Below are 19,125 nucleotides of genomic sequence, written 5' to 3'. Positions count from 1 at the left end.
GCATGCCGCATTCTCGCCGTGAGTTTTCCCCGACAACCGGGGTTGCTCACGGCGAGATTTTTCTTATCGCTTGAGCCTTAAGCACATATCCAAGAACCCGTACACTTAGGCGGCATGAGCGACAACTCCCTAGCCAGATTCTTTTCCGCCTTTAATGACATTGAGCAGTTCCTCCGCCAAGCTATCGGGGCTAAGAACTCTGATTCTTTCTGGTGGATTGTTGATCGCGCCCACGACAAGCACCTTTTGAGCAAGCGCCAAGCAGAACAGCTGAAGGACTTTAGCAACCTCCGCAACGCCATCGCCCATGGCCGCTACTTCAGCGGTGAGCCCATCGCTACCCCACACCCTCACGTCATCACGCAGCTCGAAAACCTCCAACGCCTGCTCACGGATCCGCCCACGGCGCAGGCTCTGCTCGCTAGCCGTGATGTGACCACCCTTGCCCCTGACACCCCGATCATGGAGGCTTTGAAGCTTATTAACACGACCGGCTATTCCCAGATCCCAATCTATGAATCCGGGACTTACCAGGCGCTTCTCACCACCAACGTCATTGCACGATGGGTTGCGGCAGATCTCGGTGATGACGGTGTGATTAACGCGGCGTCGATTAGCACTGTGCTGGAATTCGCAGAGCGCAAGGACCGCGCAGAGTTCCTGCCCCGCACCGCCAGCGCGCAAGAGGTCATCGATGCCCTCACCGACCCTGCGGCAGACGGCACCCACCCCGGCGCGGTCCTCCTCACCGAGCACGGCAACCCTTCCCAACTTCCTGTATCCATTGCTACGCCTGCCGACCTCGCGACATTGGTTGCTGCAGTCGAATGGGAATAACTCCCCTCCCTAACCTTGTTGACATGACATAGAAAGGAGGATGTCATGCAATTTGGAGTCTTTAGCATCGGCGATGTCACCCAGGACCCGACCACCGGCCACACCCCCACTGAGGCCGAGCGCATCCGCGCTATCACGGAGATTGCCCTCAAAGCAGAAGAGGTGGGCCTCGACGTCTTCGCCACCGGCGAGCACCACAACCCGCCCTTTGTGCCTTCGGCCCCCACCACCCACCTGGCATACATTGCGGCACAGACGAAGAACCTTCAGCTCTCCACTGCCACCACGCTGATCACTACCAACGACCCTGTTCGCCTCGCGGAGGACTACGCATTCCTCCAGCACCTGGCAGATGGGCGCGTCGACCTCATGCTAGGCCGCGGCAACACCGGCCCGGTTTACCCGTGGTTTGGCAAGGACATCCGTGAGGGCATTCCCCTCGCAGTGGAGAACTACCACCTACTGCGCCGCCTCTGGCGCGAACCCGTCGTGTCCTGGCAAGGAAAGTTCCGCACCCCGCTGCAGGGTTTTACTTCCACACCCGCACCTCTCGATGGAATCCCACCCTTTGTCTGGCACGGCTCCATTCGCTCCCCACAGATTGCGGAACAGGCGGCTTTTTACGGCGATGGCTTCTTCCACAACAACATCTTCTGGAACAAGGAGCACACCGCGAAGATGGTGAACCTGTACCGCAATCGCTACGAGTCCTATGGCCACGGCCGCGCCGACCAGGCCATCGTGGGCCTCGGCGGGCATGTCTTCATCGCGCCCACGGAGCAGCAGGCAAAGGACTTCTTCCGCCCCTACTTCGACAATGCCCCGGTGTACGGTCATGGCCCCTCCTTGGAGGAGTTCACGGCACAGACTCCGCTCACCGTAGGCACCGTAGAGCAGGTGGTGGAGCGCACACTACAGTTCGCAGATTGGGTGGGTGATTACCAGCGCCAGCTCTTCCTCATCGACCACGCCGGACTGCCTCAAGAGGTGGTGCTCGAGCAGATCGAAATCCTTGGTACCCAGGTGGTGCCCGAGCTTCGCCGCCGCTTTGAGGAACGCCGCCCGGATCATGTACCTTCTGCCCCGCCCACCCATGCCACGCTCGGCGCTTATGCCCCGCACGCGCAGGTCAACCCTGAAGAGGAGAAATAGTTGCGCTCGCTCGTACTCGTTACGGCTGGACTTTCATCACCGTCCTCGACGCGTGCGCTTGGCGACGCCCTCTCCGCCGCCACCACCGCCCGCGTTAGTGCCCGAGGGGAAGGCATCGACGTGACCGTCGTGGAGCTGCGCGAGCTTGCCGGCGAGTTGGCAGAAGCCATGACCAACTGGGTTTCACCCACACCCCGCCTCCATGCCGCGCAGACTGCCGTGACCAAGGCGGACGGTCTCATCGCCGTCAGCCCGGTATTCCAGGGCAGTTATTCGGGTTTGTTCAAGATGTTCTTCGACACTTTAGAGCCGCATTCTCTAGAGGGACTGCCCACGCTCATCGCTGCCACCGGGGGCTCGAGCCGGCACGCGCTTGTGCTCGACTATGCTCTGCGCCCGCTGCTTAACTACCTGCATGCCACAGTGGTCCCCACCGGGATCTTCCAGGCCACGGAAGACTTTGGCACTGCAGAAGGCGCGCGCAATGACAAACGCATAGAACGCGCCGCCGAGGAGCTAGCGGACCTCATGGTGCGCCCGCTCGACCGGGTCTCTGGACTTGCCGGGAGGCTCGGCGAAGCGGAGGAAGCGCCCCAGGGGGAGCTATCACAGGACGTCGATCCAGACCCTTCAGGATTCCGCGCGCTGCTTTCCCGCCACGACGGGCAGCCGAGCTAAGCGGTTGCGGAGGGCTCTCGGTACTATCGTAAGGCGACACTTATCTAACGCTCCCAAGGAGGTTTCACCCCCACATGACAATTAGCGTGACCGATATCTTCTCCATCGGAATCGGCCCCTCCTCCTCCCATACAGTCGGCCCCATGCGCGCGGCTAAGGCCTTCCTCGAGGCGCTTGATCAACACCCGGCCAAGGTCCACACCGTACTGCGCGGTTCCCTATCCGCTACCGGCCGCGGCCACGCCACGGATCGCGCCGTGATTCTGGGCCTCGCCGGATGGGATCCGCTGTCCGTGCCACTCGACGCAGAGCCACGCGCCGATGCCTTTATCCCCACCGAGGGCACCATTTCTGGCCCCGCAGGCGAAGTGCAATACAGCATCGAATTCAACAACGAACCGGTGCCGGAACACCCGAACTGCCTCATCTTTACGGCCTGGGACGAGAACGGCAGGGTACTCGCCGAGAATGCAGAGTACTTCTCCGTCGGCGGCGGCTTTATCCTGTCCCGCGAGGAATACGATGCCCAGCTCCAAACTGACACCGGTGTGCCAGCCGGTGTCGCCGCGGCCACCGCTGAAGACACCGTTCCTTATGAGTTCCAGTCCGGCGAACACCTGCTTCACCTGTGCGCGGCCAATGACAAAGCTATCTGGGAAATCGTCGCCGCCAACGAGGCCGTGTTGCACCGCGAAGAAGGCGGTCTCGACTACGTCTACCAGCACCTTGACTTGGTCTGGGATATCATGCGCGAGTGCGTGACCGAGGGCATTTCCTCCAAGGGAATCCTTCCCGGTGGCCTGCGCGTGAACCGCCGCGCGCCACGCATGTACCAACAACTTCTGGCCAAGCAAAACGACGAGTCCTGTGGCTTGTCCGCGATGGAATGGGTCAACCTCTACGCGCTTGCCGTCAACGAACAGAATGCCGCCGGCGGCCGCGTCATCACCGCCCCCACTAACGGCGCGTGTGGCATCATCCCCGCCGTGCTGCACTACGCGCGTGACTTCCAGGCTGATTTCACCCGCTCCGATGCCCGCCGCTACCTGCTGACCGCAGGTGCCATTGGCATCATCATCAAGTCCAATGCCTCAATTTCCGGCGCGGAGGTGGGCTGCCAGGGCGAGGTTGGCTCAGCGTCCTCCATGGCAGCTGCTGGCATGGCAGAACTACTCGGAGCAACACCGGAACAGGTGGAAAACGCCGCCGAGATTGCCCTTGAGCACAACCTCGGCCTGACCTGTGACCCCGTCGGAGGCCTCGTGCAGATTCCCTGCATCGAGCGCAACGCCATCGGCGCAGTCAAGTCCATCAACGCCGCGCGCCTTGCTCTCATGGGTGAGGGAACGCACCACGTTACCCTCGATAACGCGGTGCGCACCATGGCCGAAACCGGACGCGACATGCTCTCCAAGTACAAGGAGACCTCGCTCGGCGGCCTGGCGAAGACGATGGGCTTCACCGTCTCGCAGGTGGAGTGCTAAACGAGCTGGCGAAGCTGCTTGACGACGTCCCCCACCGGGACGTCGTGCTGCTCGTGCGCGCGCAGATCCTTCAGCGCCACGGTGCCAGACTCTAGCTCTTGGTCACCGAGGACGAGTGCGAAGCGGGCGTTGGCGCGATCAGCACCCTTCATCGCGCCCTTGAGGCCGCGGTCGCCGAAGGACATGTCCGCGGAAATACCTGCCTTGCGCAGGTCATTAATGATGCTGACCATCTTCTTCTTTGCCGCAGCGCCCAAAGCAACGCCATAAACGGCCACGCGCTCTTCGACGCCGTCGAGCTCCACGCCCTCGGCTTCCAGAGCCAAAACCGTGCGGTCCACTCCGAGGCCGTAGCCGATACCGGACAATTCCTGTCCGCCGAGCTGAGCCATGAGCCCGTCGTAGCGGCCGCCGCCGCCAATGCCGGACTGCGCGCCGAGTCCATCGTGGACGAATTCGAAACATGTCTTCGTGTAGTAATCAAGACCGCGGACCATGCGCGGGTTGATGGTGTAGGGCACGCCCATGTCATCGAGCAAGCCAGTGACCGTCTCAAAGTGCTCGCGGCACTCGGCATTGAGGTGGTCGAGCATGAGGGGGGCGTCGACAAGCTGCTCCTGGACCTCCGGGCGCTTGTCATCGAGCACGCGCAGCGGGTTCAGCTCCGCGCGGGCCCTGGTTTCCTCGTCGAGGTCCAGCTTGAACAGGAATTCCTGCAGCTTCTCCCGGTAGGCCGGGCGGCAGTCGTGGTCCCCCAGGCTGGTCAGCTCCAGACGGAACTGGCTAAGCCCCAGGCTGCGGTAGGAGCGGTCCGCCAGTGCGATGATTTCCGCGTCCAGCGCCGGATCATCGACACCAATGGCCTCGACGCCGACCTGCTGCAGCTGGCGGTAGCGGCCAGCCTGCGGGCGTTCGTAGCGGAAGAAGGGACCAAAGTAATTGAGCTTGACCGGCAACTGACCGCGGTCGAGGTTGTGCTCAATAACTGCGCGCGTAACACCCGCGGTACCTTCGGGGCGCAGAGTCACAGAGCGGTCGCCGCGATCGGCGAAGGTGTACATCTCCTTCGACACGACGTCCGTGGACTCCCCCACGCCACGGGCGAACAGCGACGTGTCCTCAAAGACGGGGAGTTCGATGTGTTGGAAGCCGGACAGATGTGCCTGATGCACGAAGGTCTCACGAACCTTGGCAAAGATGGCCGATTGCGGCGGAACGTAGTCCGGCACACCCTTGGGCGCGGACAGGGCTTTGAACTGCTTCTTATCACTCACGCCCTTTAGAGTACATCCCCCGCCGCACGGAGAAACGGATTAGTCGCGCGTTCGCGGCGCATCGTCGATGTTGGGCCGTGGCCCGGCAAGATAGCAAGGGAATCATCAAGGCCCCACACCGGACCGCGCAATGAGCGCTGCATCGCCGCGGGATCGGAATGCGGAAGGTCTGTACGGCCGATCGAGCCCTTGAATAACACGTCACCGGTCAGCGCAAAATCCTCGGCCACGAGCATGACGCACCCCGGTGAATGCCCCGGCGCATGGAGTAAGTCAAACTCCAGGCCGACGAGGCTCAGCGTCTCACCACCCAGCAGATCACGCCGGTCCGCTACCTGCTTCATGGAAGCGGCGGCGAAAAGCATCTGCGATTCGGGAGATACTCCGGAGCCATCCACCAACATGAACGCGTCATCCGGGTGGATGTAGACCGGCAGGTTAAACTCAGCGGCATCACGCGTGTGGTCAATGTGACCGTGGGTCAGCACGACGGCCTCAAATTCCAGGGACTTCTCACGCGCGAGCTGCTCAAGGCGCTCGCGTGTGTGCATCCCTGGGTCCACGATGAACGCCCGCGAGCCGTTAGCCACAACATAGGTGTTGGTTTTATAAGGCCCTGCGGCGAAACCGTAGATATCGGGTGTGTTCATTACTTGAGGGCGGCCAAAGCTGCGTCGTAGTCCGGTTCAGTCGTAACCTCTGGAACCAGCTCGGTGTAGGTCACCTTGTGGTTCTCGTCGGTGACGATGACCGCGCGGGCACACAGGCCCTTGAGCGGGGAGCCTTCCAGGACGAGGCCCAGCTTGTCGGCGAAATCGGAGCGGAAATCAGAAGCGCTGACGACGTTCTCAATACCTTCAGCAGCGCAGAAACGCTCCTGTGCGAAAGGCAGGTCACGGGAGACGGACAAGACAACGGTGTTCTCCAGACCAGCCGCCTCTTGATTGAACTTGCGCAGCTGCGCTGCACACACGCCGGTATCCACGGACGGGAAGCAGGACACCACCAGGCGCTTGCCAGCGAAGTCCGCATTGGTTAGCTCAGACAAGTCGGTGCCGACGAGGGTGAAGTCCGGCAGGGCGTCACCAACCTTCGGCAGCTCAGCATTGGTTTCGACGGGTTCATTCTGAAAATTCGTAGTAGCCATGGCACCCAAGCGTACTGACGTGCGGGGCGGCGCGCCACGGTGAACTAGCGTGCGGTTAGGATAGGTGGGTCAAAGTTTTTAAACCACCACTGTGGAGGAAACATAGGTGTCTACTAACAGCCAGCGCTTGGATGATGCGCTCAACCAGCTCGATCGCGAGCTGAAATCCCGCGACCGTAAACAGAAGAGCCGCCCGCTCAGCGTCGTTTTGATGGCCGCCGTCGTTATTGTTGCCCTCGTCGGCGGTATCTGGTTCTTGGCCACGCGCTCGCCGGAGGAAGAAGAGATTCAGGCCTCGGAAACCTCCGCCGCCGATACGCCCACTGAAGCCCCTACCGCCGAAGCATTGAGCGGCAAGCGTGCTAAGCCGCTCGGTGAGACCGTCACCTGCGAGTACAACGAGACTGGCGACGCTTCCCGCGATGTCCCTACTCCGCAAGGAAAGAACATTCCTGCCAAGGGTGAAGTGACCGTCAATTTCGCCACCAAGCAAGGCGATATTGAGATGACTCTCGATCGCTCGCTTGCTCCGTGTACCGTCAACGCAATCACGGACATGATTTCCGCGAAGTACTACGACGACACCGTGTGCCACCGCATGACGGAGGGCACCCTCTCCGTCCTGCAGTGCGGTGATCCGACCGGCAAGGGTTCTGGTGGACCGGGCTTCCAGTTTGCCAATGAGTACCCCACCGATGAGGCTGACGACGCCGCTAGGGCACAGCCTGCTCTGTACCCGAAGGGTTCCATCGCCATGGCTAATGCCGGCGAAGACACCAATGGTTCCCAGTTCTTCATTAACTATAAGGACTCGCAGCTTCCGCCCTCCTACACCTATTTTGGCGCCCTGACGGAGAAGGGACAGAAGACCATCGACGCCATCGCTGCCAAGGGTGTCAAGGATGGACAGTCCGACGGCGCTCCCGCTGAGGAAGTTCGCATCACCAAGGCAACCGTCGAGAGCTAAGTTTTACCCCCTTTACGGTGGCCGGCCCCGCTCGCATTCAGCGAGCGGGGCCTTTCCCATTCCAACCGCCCCTCCCCACCTGGACTAAGAATTTCTTAGCCTTGAGCTGTTCATTTGGCAAACTATTACCCACGTCCACAACCTGCACCGGACCAAACCCCAGCTCACATGCCGCGGACAGCCGCCACACAGATTCATCAATTGATTGTCAGATCCCTTGCAAAACCCGCAATGCCTCAGTAGCATCTGTGAGGTCTTTGAAATTCCCGAGATGTATAAGGAACGAGAATGAAGCTCTTCTCCCGTAAGGCCCTTGTCGCTGCCGCTACCACCGCTGCCGTTTCCCTGTCCGGCGTGACCGTTGCTAACGCTGAGACCACCACCCCGGAGGCCACCGCCACCGCTACGGCTACCACCACCCCGGCAGCTCCGTCCACCACCAAGCCGGCCGCCGAGACCACCACGACCCCGAGCAAGACCGACGAGGAGTCTTCTTCCTCCTCCGACGACTCCGAGGGTTCCTCCATCTCCGACATGAAGCCGTCCGAGATCCGCGACTGGATCGCTGTCTTCACCGCCATCATCGGCGCTCTGGGCACCGTCTTCGCTTTCTACAACAAGAACTTCGCTAAGTAAGTCAGACCCACTTAAGTCAGACTTTCCGTTCACATTCGAATCAGATTAGGAAATCCTATGAAATTCTTCTCCCGTAAGTCCATCGTTGCCGCTGCTACCGCTGCAACCATCGCTTTCTCCGGTACCGCAGTTGCTTCCGCAGCTCCGGTTGAGGATGACAGCTCCTCCAAGGCTTTCTTCGCTCTCTCCTCCGACGATGAGGGTAACGTCAGCCCGAAGGAAATCCGCGAGTGGATTAAGGTCTTCACCTCCATCATCGGCGCCATGGATGACGCAATGCGTCTCGGCGATAAGCTCGCTGGTATCAAGTAAGCCACAAGCGCCGCTCTCTCCCCTTGCGCAATCCGCGCAGGGGGAGATTTTTCGTTTTCCTGGACAGCCGATTCAACGCCCAAACACGACGCGGCTTCTAAGCCCGGCTACTCTTGCAACCTAGAAGACTGTTCCTAGTCCTGTGCATCTACTTCCTCGATGCGCTCGGCGCCGAGAACGTCCTTGAATACGGAGGCATCAACAAGCTGGCCACGGCGAATGACAGAAATCTGACCAGTTGGTTCCAAGATCATTAGCTGCACGTCGGTGCGCCGACCAAGGCCCGCCTTGCGCACAGCGGAATTGATATCCCTTTCGGTGATGTGCGCAAAGCTCATATTGTCTTCCTGCAGCTGCCCCTTATAAACCAAGAGCACCGGTTTGCGGTCGATGAAACGTGACCATGTCACGAGCTGCCGGAAGGTACCGAAGGCTGCCTCCAGGAGCATAAGTGTGAAGAGACCAATGACTCCGGCGGCGAGGGTCGGCGGGTTGCCTACAATCACGCGGCCTGAAACCGCGCCGAACATAATGATGATGACGGCATCGGAAGCGGTGATGGACGTCAAAACGCGGCTGCCAAAGAGCTTGACCAAGACCATAAAGGCCAAATAAATACCCAGCGTCGCGAGCATCACCAGTGGGATTCGGTGAGGCTCGATACCTAGCTGGTACATTGCCTCGCGTCCAAACAGCCTCAGTGTATCCACAGCTTTCCACCATACCTTCCACATGAGAAAAGCCCGCACGATAGTGCGGGCTTGTGCATCAGTACAGACTAGATGTTGAACTGCTTGCGCAGCTGCTCAATCAGCTGCTGCACCGGTGCTGGGAGCGCAGCAACCGGCATGTTGATGGCACCAATCACAGCGGCAATGGCGGCAGCGATAGCGGCGGTGATACCCACACCCAAGCCGATGGAGGAAGCTGCATCCTTGGCGGAACCAGTATCCTTCGGGTCCTTCGCGTCGTCGTCACCGTCGAGGGAAATCGGAAGGGCGGCTTCAGTGCCAGCATCGGTAGTAATGAGCAGCTTCTGCTCGCCCTTTAGGCCCTCCGGGATGGTGAGCTTGACGGTTGCGCGGCCACGCTCGCCGAACTGCTCGTCACCGGGCTGTGCTGCGTTGTCAATGTCTGCCTCGGCCTTAGCGTCACCCAGAGCAACGGTGACCTTCTTAGCCTGTGGCTCTTCTGCGTTGGAGTAGTTCAGGGAGGAAAGGTCGACTGTGATCTCCTCCCCCGGCTTCAGGTCACCAGACACGTGGGCACCAATCTGGCCCTGGCCGGTGCGGACCTTGGACTCGCCGGAAGCGATGTAGTCAATCATCGCCTGGGTGTCCATGTAGCCAACGTCATTGCGGTTCTTGATGGAACCGGGCTCAAAGAAGCCATCGCCGCCGGCCTCCGTCTCGCTGGAGGCAAGGAAGGAGGACAGAGCAATGCTGTAGTTCTTCTCCGGGTCAATCGGTTCACCGTTAATGGTGACAGACTTAACGCGCTTGCCCTGCTCAGCCTTCTGGTCGTAGACAACGGTGACGTTGTTGGACAGGCCCAGAGCCAGGCGCGGGCGGGACTGGCCAGGCTTCCACTGGTTCTCCAACGCGGTAATGAAGTCTGCGCCGCTAACCTCCGCGGTGATCACGTAATTACCGAATGGCTGAACGGCAAAGATGTCCTGGTAGGAAACATCACCTTGCTTGAGGTCGGCGCGCACACCGCCTGCGTTCATAACACCGATTTCGATGTCCTTGTCCGTCTGCTTAGATAGAGCAAAGCGCTGGCCATCGGCAATAAAGTTGTTGAGGGTCGACTCCACACCGCGGTTGGTACCGGTGTCCTTGCCCTCATCAGAACCGCGGTACATGGCCTTCTCGGTGGTACCAGCAGTCTTGGCACCCTCAATCTCCGCTACCTTCTTTGCTTCCTCGACGATCTTAGCCACCTCGGGGTCGTCTTCGAGGCCCTGCAGCTGGGCGAAGACCTCTGCGTTGGCCACGTCGTACTGCTTGAGATCAATCTTGGTGATTTTCTTCTCGGCTTTGTCGAAGGTGATGTCGGCGTCGTTAAGCACCTTGCCGTACTCGTAGCCCTGTGCCCAGTACAGCGGCATTGCCCCCTCACGAGCAACCTCGCCCTGGGTCTTAACGTGAGTATCACCGCCAAAGAGGATATCCACATCCTTGCTGAAGCCCTCCGCGTACTGCTGAGCGTCCTCGTGCATGAGCGCCACAACGACGTCAGCCTTGCCGGATTCCTTCAGTCGGCTGGCTTCCTTATTGGTGGCCTCGACCGGGTCGGAGAACTCGACGCCCGGGATGGACGCAGCGGACACCTTGTACTTGGTGTTCTCGGTGACGGTACCAACGAAGCCCACCTTCACGCCGTCTACCTCCTTGACGAAGGAAGCATCGAGCAGGGGCTTGCCATCTTTGGTGACGTTGGCGCCCAGGATCGGGAAGTTGGACTGGTCCTTGATACGGCCCATCAGGTCATCGGTGCCCTTGTCGAACTCGTGGTTGCCCACGGCCGTGACATCGAGATTCATAGCATTGAGGGCCTCGTTGGTGTACTTGTCCTCAGAAATCGCAGACACAAAAGCGGAACCACCAACGTTATCACCGGAGGAGGTCAAGGCGTACTCCTGGTCCTTGTTGACGGCCTTGATGAGCGCAGCCATGCGAGCAGCGCCCATCTCGGAGTAACCAACCAGTTCCTCGGATTCCTTGTCAAAGTTTTCGGCCAGCTCAAGGTGGCCGTGGAAGTCGGTGAAGTTGGTGACGGAAATGGTCACCTGGTCGGCCTCAGCGGCGAAGGCAGGCGCGCCGGAGACGGCAACGGCGGTGACGGTGGTGGCGGCCAGAAGCTGGCCAAAGCGACGGAAGTTCACGTGGATCTCCTGGGTATGAGAGAAATCTTGTCCACGTGTTTATAACGCATCCATCACGATTGCGCAGCGCTTGCTGACGCCACGACCAGCGCGTTCACCAAACATCTCCCCTAGTTTCACCCAGGCGCAACCTCCCGTTCAGCCACACACCCCCGGTTGAGGGGTGATGCCTTAAGCTGTGACGCGATAGACGTCGAAGACGCCCTCGGTATTACGCAGGGTTGTCATCAACTGCCCCAGCTGCTTGGTGTCAGAGACCGAGAAGGTGAAGCGCACTGTCGCAATGTGGTCATCGCCGCGATTGGAGGTCATCGACAATACGTTGAGGCTCTGATCGCTAAAGATCCGGGTGAGCTCAAAGAGCAGACCTTGACGGTCAATGGCCTCTAATTGCAGCGTCGCGGAGAAGGCACCGGAAGACTTCGGCCCGCCAGCCCACTCCACCTGCATCATGCGCTCGGGTTCGGACTTGAGCTTTTCAGCATTGGTGCAGTCAGCTCGGTGCACGGACACGCCACCGCCGCGGGTCACGAAGCCAAAGATGGCGTCACCAGGCACAGGCTGGCAGCACTTCGCCAGCTTGGCCATGACGTCCGGGCTGCCCTCCACCAAAATTCCGGTGCCGGATGCGGAATCCTTCGTGTGCTGAGCGCGGGAATTCTCCAGCTCGCTGAGCGGGGTACGAGAAGCCAAGGCATCGACTGCATCGTCCCTATCTCCGAAGAGCGCCATGAGCTGGTTGGCAACGTGCTGAGCTGAGACATGGCCGGCGCCGATGGCGGTATAGAGCGCATCCACATCCGGGTAGTGCAGCTGCTCGGCTACCTGCTTCATCGAGCTAGCGGTGAACAGCCGGTGCATGGGCAAACCGCCACGCTGAACCTCGGCGGCCAAGGCATCCCGCCCGGCTTCGAGGTGCTCCTCGCGGCGTTCCTTGGCAAACCATTGCCGCACCTTCGTCTTAGCCCGTGGCGAGACCAAGAACTCCTGCCAATCCCGCGAGGGACCCGCATTCGGATCCTTGGAGGTGAAAATCTCAACTTTATCGCCGGATTTCAGCTCCGATTCCAATGCCACGAGCTTGCCGTTGACCTTGGCACCAATGCACCTATGGCCTACCTCCGTATGCACCGCATAGGCGAAATCCACGGGGGTGGAACCAGCGGGCAAATTGATCACGTCACCCTTCGGGGTAAACGCAAAGATTTGCTTGGCGGTCAGGTCATAACGCAGAGAGTCCAGGAACTCGTTGGGATCGGCGGCTTCCTTCTGCCAATCCAACAGCTGGCGCATCCACGCCATCTGATCCACTTCTTCTTGGTGGCCGGAATTCCTGCCCTTGGTCTCCTTGTAGCGCCAGTGTGCCGCAACGCCAAACTCGGCGTTGTAATGCATCTCGTGCGTGCGCACCTGCACCTCAAGTGTGGAGCCGCCGTCCGCGATAACGGTGGTATGCAGCGACTGGTAGACGCCGAAGCGAGGCGAGGAGATGTAATCCTTGAAGCGCCCCGGAAGAGCCTGGTACAACGAGTGCACCACGCCGATGGCGGCGTAACAGGAGTTGATGTCGTCGACGAGGATGCGGATTCCGACGAGATCAAAGATCTCCGCAAAGTCACGCCCACGAACGATCATCTTCTGATAAATCGACCAGTAGTGTTTCGGGCGCCCCATTACCTCGGCTTGAATGCCGTTTGCCTTGAGGGCTTGGCTTACTTGGGCCTTGATTTCCTTAAGCGCTTTATCGCGTGAGGGAGCGCGATCTGCCACCATGCGCACGATCTCGTCGTACTTCTTGGGATACAGAATCGCGAAAGCAAGATCTTCGAGTTCCCACTTAACGCTTGCCATGCCCAGGCGGTGAGCAAGCGGCGCAATGACGTCAAGGGTTTGCCGTGCCTTCTTCGCCTGCTTCTCCGGCGGGAGGAAGCGCATGGTTCGCATGTTGTGCAGGCGATCGCACACCTTAATGACGAGCACGCGCGGGTCCGTAGCCATAGCCACGATCATCTTCCGAATCGTCTCGGCTTCGGCGGCGGCGCCGAGGGCGACCTTGTCGAGCTTCGTTACGCCATCGACCAACCGGGCCACCTCGGGACCGAAATCACGGGTGAGGTCCTCCAGCGAATAGTCAGTATCTTCCACTGTATCGTGCAGCAAGGCCGCCGCAACGGTCGTGGTGTCCATGCCGATCTCCGCCGCGATGGTTGCCACCGCAAGCGGATGCGTGATGTAAGGCTCGCCGGACTTGCGAAATACGCCTTCGTGCAGCCGCTCCGCCGTCGCATAGGCCTTGTTGAGAAGCTCCGCGTCTGCCTTCGGGTGAAACTCCCGGTGGATAGACATCAACGGGTCCAGCGCGGGATTGATCTTTACGCGTCCGCCCGTCAGCGAGCGCGCCAAGCGGGCGGACATGCCGCGCACACTGCCCGGCCGCCACGCAGTCTTGTCCTGCTTTTCAGTCGTCATGTCTGCCTCCGCGAAGTAGCTTAGGCATACAACCTTAGTCCTTTGCTCCCATCTGATTGAGCACAATCAATGGGGAACCTTGCAGTCGCTCACGTCCTTGGAGCCCATTGACCTCCAGAACCACGACATTGCCCGCTACTTCCGCGCCCGCTGATTCCAGCAGCAATGCGGCTCCGTGGAGGGTACCGCCGGTGGCGAGGACGTCGTCGACAAGCACGATGCGCTTGCCCTTAATGTCAATACCACTGTTTGGGATCTCCAGCGCTGCCGTGCCGTACTCCAGCTCATATTCCTGGGTCAACACGGGTGGCGGAAGCTTGCCCTTCTTGCGGATGGCGAGGATTCCCACCCCCAACTTGTACGCCACGGCGGAACCAAGAAGGAACCCGCGCGCATCGAGGCCACCGACCAAATCGGCACCGAGCTCCTTGCAGGCCTCAGCCAAGCCATCGACCACGGCGGCGAAGGACTCCGCATCTGCCAATACCGGGGTCAGGTCCTCAAACAGGATTCCCTCCTCCGGGAAGTCTTGGACAAGGCGGACCTTATCCTTCAAGGCTTGTGCTGCTGCGACGTAAATCTCGCTCACGACTCTTCCTTAGTTTCGGCTGCTGTTTGTGGGGTATAGCTCCAACGGTCGAGGTTCCACCCGATACCCGCAGGGCCAGTGTAGGGCACCACGCCTGTCACAGCGCGGTCAGTGATAAAGGTCCGGGGCTGCGCGGAGATGGGAATAGACGGTAATTCCTCCCACAAATCCTGTTCCAACGTGCGCAATGCCGACGCATTCTTCACGCTGGAGGCGGGAGCGGAATGCTCACGCATCGGATCTACTGCCCCAAGGTAGACGTCGATCTCCGGCTGGCCTGTCGCGGGATCCGCGGACAATTGTTCGCGGGAAACACGGTCTCCGGAGCGGTCTTCCACGGTGATTCCTGCGGGCTCGCAGGCCGCGCGCAACTGCTCAACCATTGCCTTATAGCGAGGGTTGGGAGCGAGGTAGCCTACACCGATGGTGTAACCGGACAGACCCGACGCAGCTGCGTTGTCGACGGGGACTGTTGTTAGCGAGGCCATCTGGGCCGCAACTGGATCATCGTTGCGCACCGTGCGCACGGTGACGGCAGGAACATCCACGCCTGATTCCTTGGAGGAGGCCTGCGCCAAGCGCTGCGTATCCACGCACGCGGCGAAGGCGGCGCGTGCCCACGGCTGGGCAAAAATCCCAGCCTCCGAGAAGACCAGAGTGTCAGTCAGGCTACCCGCTACGGACTTGACGTCCACCGGCTTCCCCTCGGCATTGCGGTCCAACCACGAGGGTGAAGCCGTGGGTGACTCTGCAACGCGAAGCTCGTCTGAGGCTACAAACGCTGCCGCATCCCCGCTGCTGGGCAACATGACTACTTCACGCACGGCAGGCTTGTCGCCGTAGTAGTTGTCATTCGGCGTCAGAACGATTGAGCCATCATCCTCGACGCGGTCAATCTGATATGGCCCGAAAGAAACCTGCATGTCCGGGTCAAAACGCCCCGGTTCCGTCGAAAAGCCATCGCGCCAAGCCTCCGCCACTGGTTGCAAGGTTGCCATGTCCTGAGCATGAAGCGCCGCGTTAAGCTCTTCGACGCTCATCCCCGCCCGCTTAGCCATCACGTGCGCTGGGAGAACCGTGCCGGGGCCAAACAAGTAGCGCCACCGCGACCCCGCATCGGGCGTAAACCACACGGTGAATTTCTTGCTACGGGGCGCGCATTCCACTTCGCTGACCTCTTCCATCAGCGGAAGGTGGGAGCCAAAGGTCTCACTCAGCTGGCCAGCGGTGTAGGCCAAGAGGTAATCGTCACAGGTCACTGCCTCGCCGTCGGCGAAGCGAGCCTGCTCCGTCAGCGTGAAGTCCACGTGTGCCCCGGTCTCATCGCCGTCGGGAGCAAAATACTCCGCGTGGGCAAGATCTGAGTTGGGCACCATCTGCCCGGCTGGGCCCGGTACGTACAGCGCAGGATAGACGCGGCTTGCTAGCTGGGCAGCCCCGACGGCATCGCCCCACGCGGAGGCTGCGTTACTAGTAGCAAGGGGGGAATCGCTCAGCACCGCGAAACGTGGTGCGGACGAGTCCTCCCCCGCACTCTCCTCATTAGAGCCGCACGCTGTCACGGTGAGGGCTAGGGCCAGCAGTGCCGCGACTGGAGATGTACGCACGGCTTAACGCCCGGGGCGCCAGGACGCCCCACCGGACTCGTCAGTAGGTGGCTCGGGCTCAGAATGCGAAGCCGCGGATGGGGAAACGACGGTGCGCGTAGCCTTCGTTTCCGCATCGCCTTCGCCTGCCTCCGTAGGCTCGCCCTCCGCACGGTAGGCGGCAACCACGGCGTTGTGCTTCTTCACGCTCTTTCGCTGGTTCGACAAAGTCACCAGAAGCGTCGTAGCGAGGAAGATTGAGGAGAATACGCCCTCGATAACGCCAATGAACTGCACAAGAGCAAGATCTCGCAGTGTGCCGATACCCATCAGCCATACAGCGACAACGAACAGAGCGATGATCGGCAGGGCTGAGATAATAGACGTGGAGATCGAACGCATCACCGTCTGGTTAATGGCCAAGTTGGTGAGCTCCCCATAGGTCTTCTTGCGCTGGCCTTCCAATCCCGTCGTATTCTCGTCCACCTTGTCAAAGACAATGACGGAGTCGTAGAGGGAGAAGGTCAGCACCGTCAGCAGACCAATGATGACTGCCGGGGACACCTCGATGCCAAAGAGCGCATAGATACCGGCAATGAACACACCATCAAAAATGAGGGCAAGAATTGCCGCAAAGGCCATGTCCCGCTGCAGGCGGACCGCCACGTAAATGGTGGCCAGCACGAGGAATACGGCCATCGCGATGACCATGCGCTTGGTAATCGACGAGCCCCACGATTCCGACACCGTCGAAGAACCAATCGCATCCGGGCTCGGCTTACCGTTATCATCCTTGACCTGATACTTCTCAAAGATGGCTTGGCGGGCCTGATTAACCTCATCCTGGCTCAGACGCTCGGAGGTGATTTCCAGCGTCTCCGAGGAACCCGCGCCCACGATCTGCACCAGCTCTGGGGTAACACCGGTGGCCTCCGTAAAGGTTTCCTCTACCTGTTCGGTGGACAGATCCCCAGCTGGCATGTTGAGCTTCGTGCCTCCCTCAAAGTCCAGAGAGAGATTGAAGCCACGAAGTGCAATAGCCAAGATGGAGGCGATGAGCAGCACACCGGCGATGGTGTACCAGGTCTTGGCCCGACCTACGAAGTCAAATCCACTGCCGTCTACGTAGAGACGGTCAAAGCGGGAAATCTTGCGGTTAGTAGTTTCGACAGCCATGATTACTTCTCCTCATCCGTAGCAGTAGCGACGGGTTTCTTGGCCGGTTTGGCATAAAAGCCGCGTTCGCGGCGCTCCTCCACGAGGTTGTAGATGCCGCCGAGGCCGTTCATCGACGGTTTGGCAAAAGCTGGGCGGCTGCCAAGGAGCTGCATCAGCGGCGCCATGATCAGGAAGGAAACGATGAGGTCGAAGATGGTGGTCAAGCCCATGGTGAAGGCAAAGCCCTTGACGGCGCCAATAGAGAGGAAGTACACCACGACGGAGCCGATAAGCGTCACGGCCTTACCCGTGACAATCGTTGCCCGCGAGCGCTCCCAACCCGTGCGGGTGGCAGACCGGAATGTGCGCCCGCCCAGGATCTCATCCTTCATGCGTTCGTAGTAGACAACGAAGGAGTCGGCCGTGGCACCAATACCAATGATCAAGCCCGCCATGCCAGAAAGATCAAGCGAGTAGCCGATCCACCGACCCAGCAGGACCAGGGCACCGTACAGCATGACGCAGGTGGTGACGAGCACCAGCAGCGCCACCGAAGACAGAGCGCGGAAATAGTAGATGGAGTACAGCGAAACCAGAATCAGGCCGACGATGCCGGCGATGAGTGCTGCCTCAAGGGCGGCCTTGCCCAGTGACGGCGGCACGGTCTCCACCGTTCCGCCCGGCTCGCCATTGGAGCCGGTAAAGGACAGCGGCAGTGCACCATAACGCAGGTTATTTGCCAGGTTCTGTGCTTCCTCCTGAGAGAAATCACCAGTGATGGAGGTAGCGGCACCAACCGGGGTCGCGCCCTGGATTACCGGAGCAGAAATCACGCCGGAGTCGAGGGTGATGGCCACCTGCTTTTGCAGGTACTCCTGGGTCAAGGTGGACCACGTCTGCGAGCCATTGGGGCCATCGCCGGTCTTGAAGGCGAAGCTGATCTCCATCTGGCCGGTCTGGGAATTCAGGCCGCCCTGAATCGGAGAGTTGCTATCAATCTCGTTACCAGTCAGACGGGTTCCGTTCGGATCCTCAATACCGTCCAGAAGCGGAGCTGGCTTGAGCAGGTAGGGCTGCTTATTAGAGTAGTCGCAAGCCACCAACGGCTTTGCCGGGTCATCGGTTCCGGCCAATGGGTCGGATTCCGCGTCACACGTCATCAAGCCCAGTGCTGCCGTTTGTTGGGTGGGATCCTCAGACTGGCGGTCCTTAAGCAGAACCTCAGTAACCTTATCGCGGCGCTCAGATTCCTCAAGAGAGTTCGCCGGGGCCGGAAGCGGCTTCTCGCTCACAGTAGGAGCCGGAGACTTCTTATCGTCCTTCTTCTCCCCGCCTTGGGCGGCTGCATCTGCGTTCTGGTTGAGCGCATCGTGGATGGAGGCCAGCGCCTTATTGGCCTGCTCTGGCGTCACGACTCCGTACTTGACCCAGCGGTTAGCCGTATCAGTCATGGACTTCTCAAGCTTGTCCATATCCGGCATGGGCTGCTCGCCCACCGGGCGGAACAGCAGCTGAGAAGTTTGGCCCACTGCCTGCGCCTGGGAAGCATCTTCGCCCGGAACAGTAATCACCAAGCTAGAGCCGCTGATGACGACCTCAGAGCCGGAAACACCCATGCCGTTCACACGCTGCTCGAGGATGGTGCGCGCCTGCTGCAGCTGCTCCTGGGTTGGGTCCTCACCCTGCGGAACCAGGGTTACGCGAGTACCACCCTGTAGATCAATGCCGAGCTTTGGGGTAGGCGACTTATCACCGGTCAGAAATATCAGTGCGTAAATCACGATGACAATGAGCGCAAACAGCGCTATCGCGCGCTTAGGCCATTGCCGTTGACGGCTGCTAACGCCACCACGTTTCGAAGCGGACACAAAGTTCTCCTGTGTTGTGTGGAACAGGGCTAAAAATCATAGGTCATGGTAGCCATCTCCACGACGCGATTGAGCGCCATG

The 19,125-nt window shown here is 60.1% G+C and carries 17 protein-coding genes; 7 read left to right on the top strand and 10 right to left on the bottom strand.

Annotated features, from left to right (window positions below; all coding sequences use genetic code 11):
• The first annotated feature begins 114 nt into the window (after positions 1 to 114).
• The 4 genes from HMPREF2604_RS03580 to HMPREF2604_RS03565 all read left to right on the top strand — a co-directional run bounded on the left by HMPREF2604_RS03580 (position 115) and on the right by HMPREF2604_RS03565 (position 4,151).
• Positions 115 to 837, top strand: a complete 723-nt coding sequence (locus tag HMPREF2604_RS03580) for a CBS domain-containing protein (RefSeq protein ID WP_070563282.1) — start codon at positions 115 to 117, stop codon at positions 835 to 837.
• 45 nt (positions 838 to 882) lie between these two features.
• Positions 883 to 1,989, top strand: coding sequence for an LLM class flavin-dependent oxidoreductase (locus HMPREF2604_RS03575; protein ID WP_070563279.1), 1,107 nt, complete (start codon positions 883 to 885; stop codon positions 1,987 to 1,989).
• A complete protein-coding gene (locus HMPREF2604_RS03570) occupies positions 1,990 to 2,667 on the top strand; it encodes an FMN reductase (RefSeq protein ID WP_070522158.1) in 678 nt (225 codons plus the stop codon).
• Positions 2,668 to 2,741: 74 nt separating this feature from the next.
• On the top strand, positions 2,742 to 4,151 hold the full coding sequence (locus HMPREF2604_RS03565; RefSeq protein ID WP_070563276.1) for an L-serine ammonia-lyase: 1,410 nt from the start codon (positions 2,742 to 2,744) through the stop codon (positions 4,149 to 4,151).
• Here the strand turns inward: HMPREF2604_RS03565 and hisS are convergent.
• Genes hisS through tpx form a run of 3 tightly spaced genes read right to left on the bottom strand, consistent with a single transcriptional unit; the run spans position 4,148 to position 6,572 of the window.
• Complete coding sequence (hisS, locus tag HMPREF2604_RS03560) at positions 4,148 to 5,425, bottom strand: histidine--tRNA ligase (protein WP_070563273.1); 1,278 nt, start codon at positions 5,423 to 5,425, stop codon at positions 4,148 to 4,150. The genes HMPREF2604_RS03565 and hisS overlap by 4 nt on opposite strands.
• A 5-nt stretch (positions 5,426 to 5,430) precedes the next feature.
• Positions 5,431 to 6,075, bottom strand: a complete 645-nt coding sequence (locus HMPREF2604_RS03555) for an MBL fold metallo-hydrolase (RefSeq protein ID WP_070563270.1) — start codon at positions 6,073 to 6,075, stop codon at positions 5,431 to 5,433.
• Positions 6,075 to 6,572, bottom strand: coding sequence for a thiol peroxidase (gene tpx / locus HMPREF2604_RS03550; RefSeq protein WP_070563267.1), 498 nt, complete (start codon positions 6,570 to 6,572; stop codon positions 6,075 to 6,077). The genes HMPREF2604_RS03555 and tpx overlap by 1 nt, the downstream gene beginning before the upstream one ends.
• A gap of 106 nt (positions 6,573 to 6,678) precedes the next feature.
• Here tpx and HMPREF2604_RS03545 point away from each other — a divergent pair, with 106 nt between their 5' ends.
• The 3 genes from HMPREF2604_RS03545 (at position 6,679) to HMPREF2604_RS03535 (ending at position 8,487) form a co-directional block, all read left to right on the top strand.
• On the top strand, positions 6,679 to 7,539 hold the full coding sequence (locus HMPREF2604_RS03545; RefSeq protein ID WP_070563264.1) for a peptidylprolyl isomerase: 861 nt from the start codon (positions 6,679 to 6,681) through the stop codon (positions 7,537 to 7,539).
• Between the two features lie 288 nt (positions 7,540 to 7,827).
• On the top strand, positions 7,828 to 8,175 hold the full coding sequence (locus HMPREF2604_RS03540; protein ID WP_070529837.1) for a hypothetical protein: 348 nt from the start codon (positions 7,828 to 7,830) through the stop codon (positions 8,173 to 8,175).
• A gap of 57 nt (positions 8,176 to 8,232) precedes the next feature.
• Positions 8,233 to 8,487: a hypothetical protein gene (locus HMPREF2604_RS03535; protein WP_070522137.1), complete on the top strand. Its 255-nt coding sequence runs from the start codon at positions 8,233 to 8,235 to the stop codon at positions 8,485 to 8,487.
• Between the two features lie 134 nt (positions 8,488 to 8,621).
• On the opposite strand, the gene HMPREF2604_RS03530 is transcribed toward HMPREF2604_RS03535, so the two are convergent.
• The 7 genes from HMPREF2604_RS03530 to secD all read right to left on the bottom strand — a co-directional run bounded on the left by HMPREF2604_RS03530 (position 8,622) and on the right by secD (position 19,044).
• On the bottom strand, positions 8,622 to 9,164 hold the full coding sequence (locus HMPREF2604_RS03530) for a DUF421 domain-containing protein (protein WP_180952042.1): 543 nt from the start codon (positions 9,162 to 9,164) through the stop codon (positions 8,622 to 8,624).
• A gap of 101 nt (positions 9,165 to 9,265) precedes the next feature.
• The gene (locus tag HMPREF2604_RS03525; protein ID WP_070563261.1) at positions 9,266 to 11,374 is read right to left on the bottom strand and encodes a bifunctional metallophosphatase/5'-nucleotidase; all 2,109 of its coding nucleotides are present in this window, start codon (positions 11,372 to 11,374) and stop codon (positions 9,266 to 9,268) included.
• Positions 11,375 to 11,545: 171 nt separating this feature from the next.
• Positions 11,546 to 13,843, bottom strand: a complete 2,298-nt coding sequence (locus HMPREF2604_RS03520; RefSeq protein ID WP_070563258.1) for a RelA/SpoT family protein — start codon at positions 13,841 to 13,843, stop codon at positions 11,546 to 11,548.
• A 34-nt stretch (positions 13,844 to 13,877) separates the two neighbouring features.
• Positions 13,878 to 14,432: an adenine phosphoribosyltransferase gene (locus tag HMPREF2604_RS03515; protein ID WP_070522126.1), complete on the bottom strand. Its 555-nt coding sequence runs from the start codon at positions 14,430 to 14,432 to the stop codon at positions 13,878 to 13,880.
• Complete coding sequence (locus tag HMPREF2604_RS03510; protein WP_083299161.1) at positions 14,429 to 16,039, bottom strand: ABC transporter substrate-binding protein; 1,611 nt, start codon at positions 16,037 to 16,039, stop codon at positions 14,429 to 14,431. The genes HMPREF2604_RS03515 and HMPREF2604_RS03510 overlap by 4 nt, the downstream gene beginning before the upstream one ends.
• Positions 16,040 to 16,042: 3 nt before the next feature.
• Positions 16,043 to 17,194, bottom strand: a complete 1,152-nt coding sequence (gene secF, locus HMPREF2604_RS03505) for a protein translocase subunit SecF (protein WP_070563000.1) — start codon at positions 17,192 to 17,194, stop codon at positions 16,043 to 16,045.
• A 2-nt stretch (positions 17,195 to 17,196) separates the two neighbouring features.
• A complete protein-coding gene (gene secD / locus HMPREF2604_RS03500) occupies positions 17,197 to 19,044 on the bottom strand; it encodes a protein translocase subunit SecD (protein WP_070563254.1) in 1,848 nt (615 codons plus the stop codon).
• Positions 19,045 to 19,125: the final 81 nt, after the last annotated feature.

Source organism: Corynebacterium sp. HMSC055A01 (assembly GCF_001809405.1).
Classification (GTDB): Bacteria; Actinomycetota; Actinomycetes; order Mycobacteriales; family Mycobacteriaceae; genus Corynebacterium; species Corynebacterium hesseae.
This window is presented reverse-complemented; position numbering and strand designations above follow the sequence as displayed.

Coding starts and splice junctions, on each gene's coding strand:
- HMPREF2604_RS03580 (WP_070563282.1), top strand. CDS start 115: ATGAGCGACAACTCCCTAGCCAGATTCTTTTCCGCCTTTAATGACATT.
- HMPREF2604_RS03575 (WP_070563279.1), top strand. CDS start 883: ATGCAATTTGGAGTCTTTAGCATCGGCGATGTCACCCAGGACCCGACC.
- HMPREF2604_RS03565 (WP_070563276.1), top strand. CDS start 2,742: ATGACAATTAGCGTGACCGATATCTTCTCCATCGGAATCGGCCCCTCC.
- HMPREF2604_RS03555 (WP_070563270.1), bottom strand. CDS start 6,075: ATGAACACACCCGATATCTACGGTTTCGCCGCAGGGCCTTATAAAACC.
- tpx (WP_070563267.1), bottom strand. CDS start 6,572: ATGGCTACTACGAATTTTCAGAATGAACCCGTCGAAACCAATGCTGAG.
- HMPREF2604_RS03540 (WP_070529837.1), top strand. CDS start 7,828: ATGAAGCTCTTCTCCCGTAAGGCCCTTGTCGCTGCCGCTACCACCGCT.
- HMPREF2604_RS03535 (WP_070522137.1), top strand. CDS start 8,233: ATGAAATTCTTCTCCCGTAAGTCCATCGTTGCCGCTGCTACCGCTGCA.
- HMPREF2604_RS03530 (WP_180952042.1), bottom strand. CDS start 9,164: ATGTACCAGCTAGGTATCGAGCCTCACCGAATCCCACTGGTGATGCTC.
- HMPREF2604_RS03520 (WP_070563258.1), bottom strand. CDS start 13,843: ATGACGACTGAAAAGCAGGACAAGACTGCGTGGCGGCCGGGCAGTGTG.
- secF (WP_070563000.1), bottom strand. CDS start 17,194: ATGGCTGTCGAAACTACTAACCGCAAGATTTCCCGCTTTGACCGTCTC.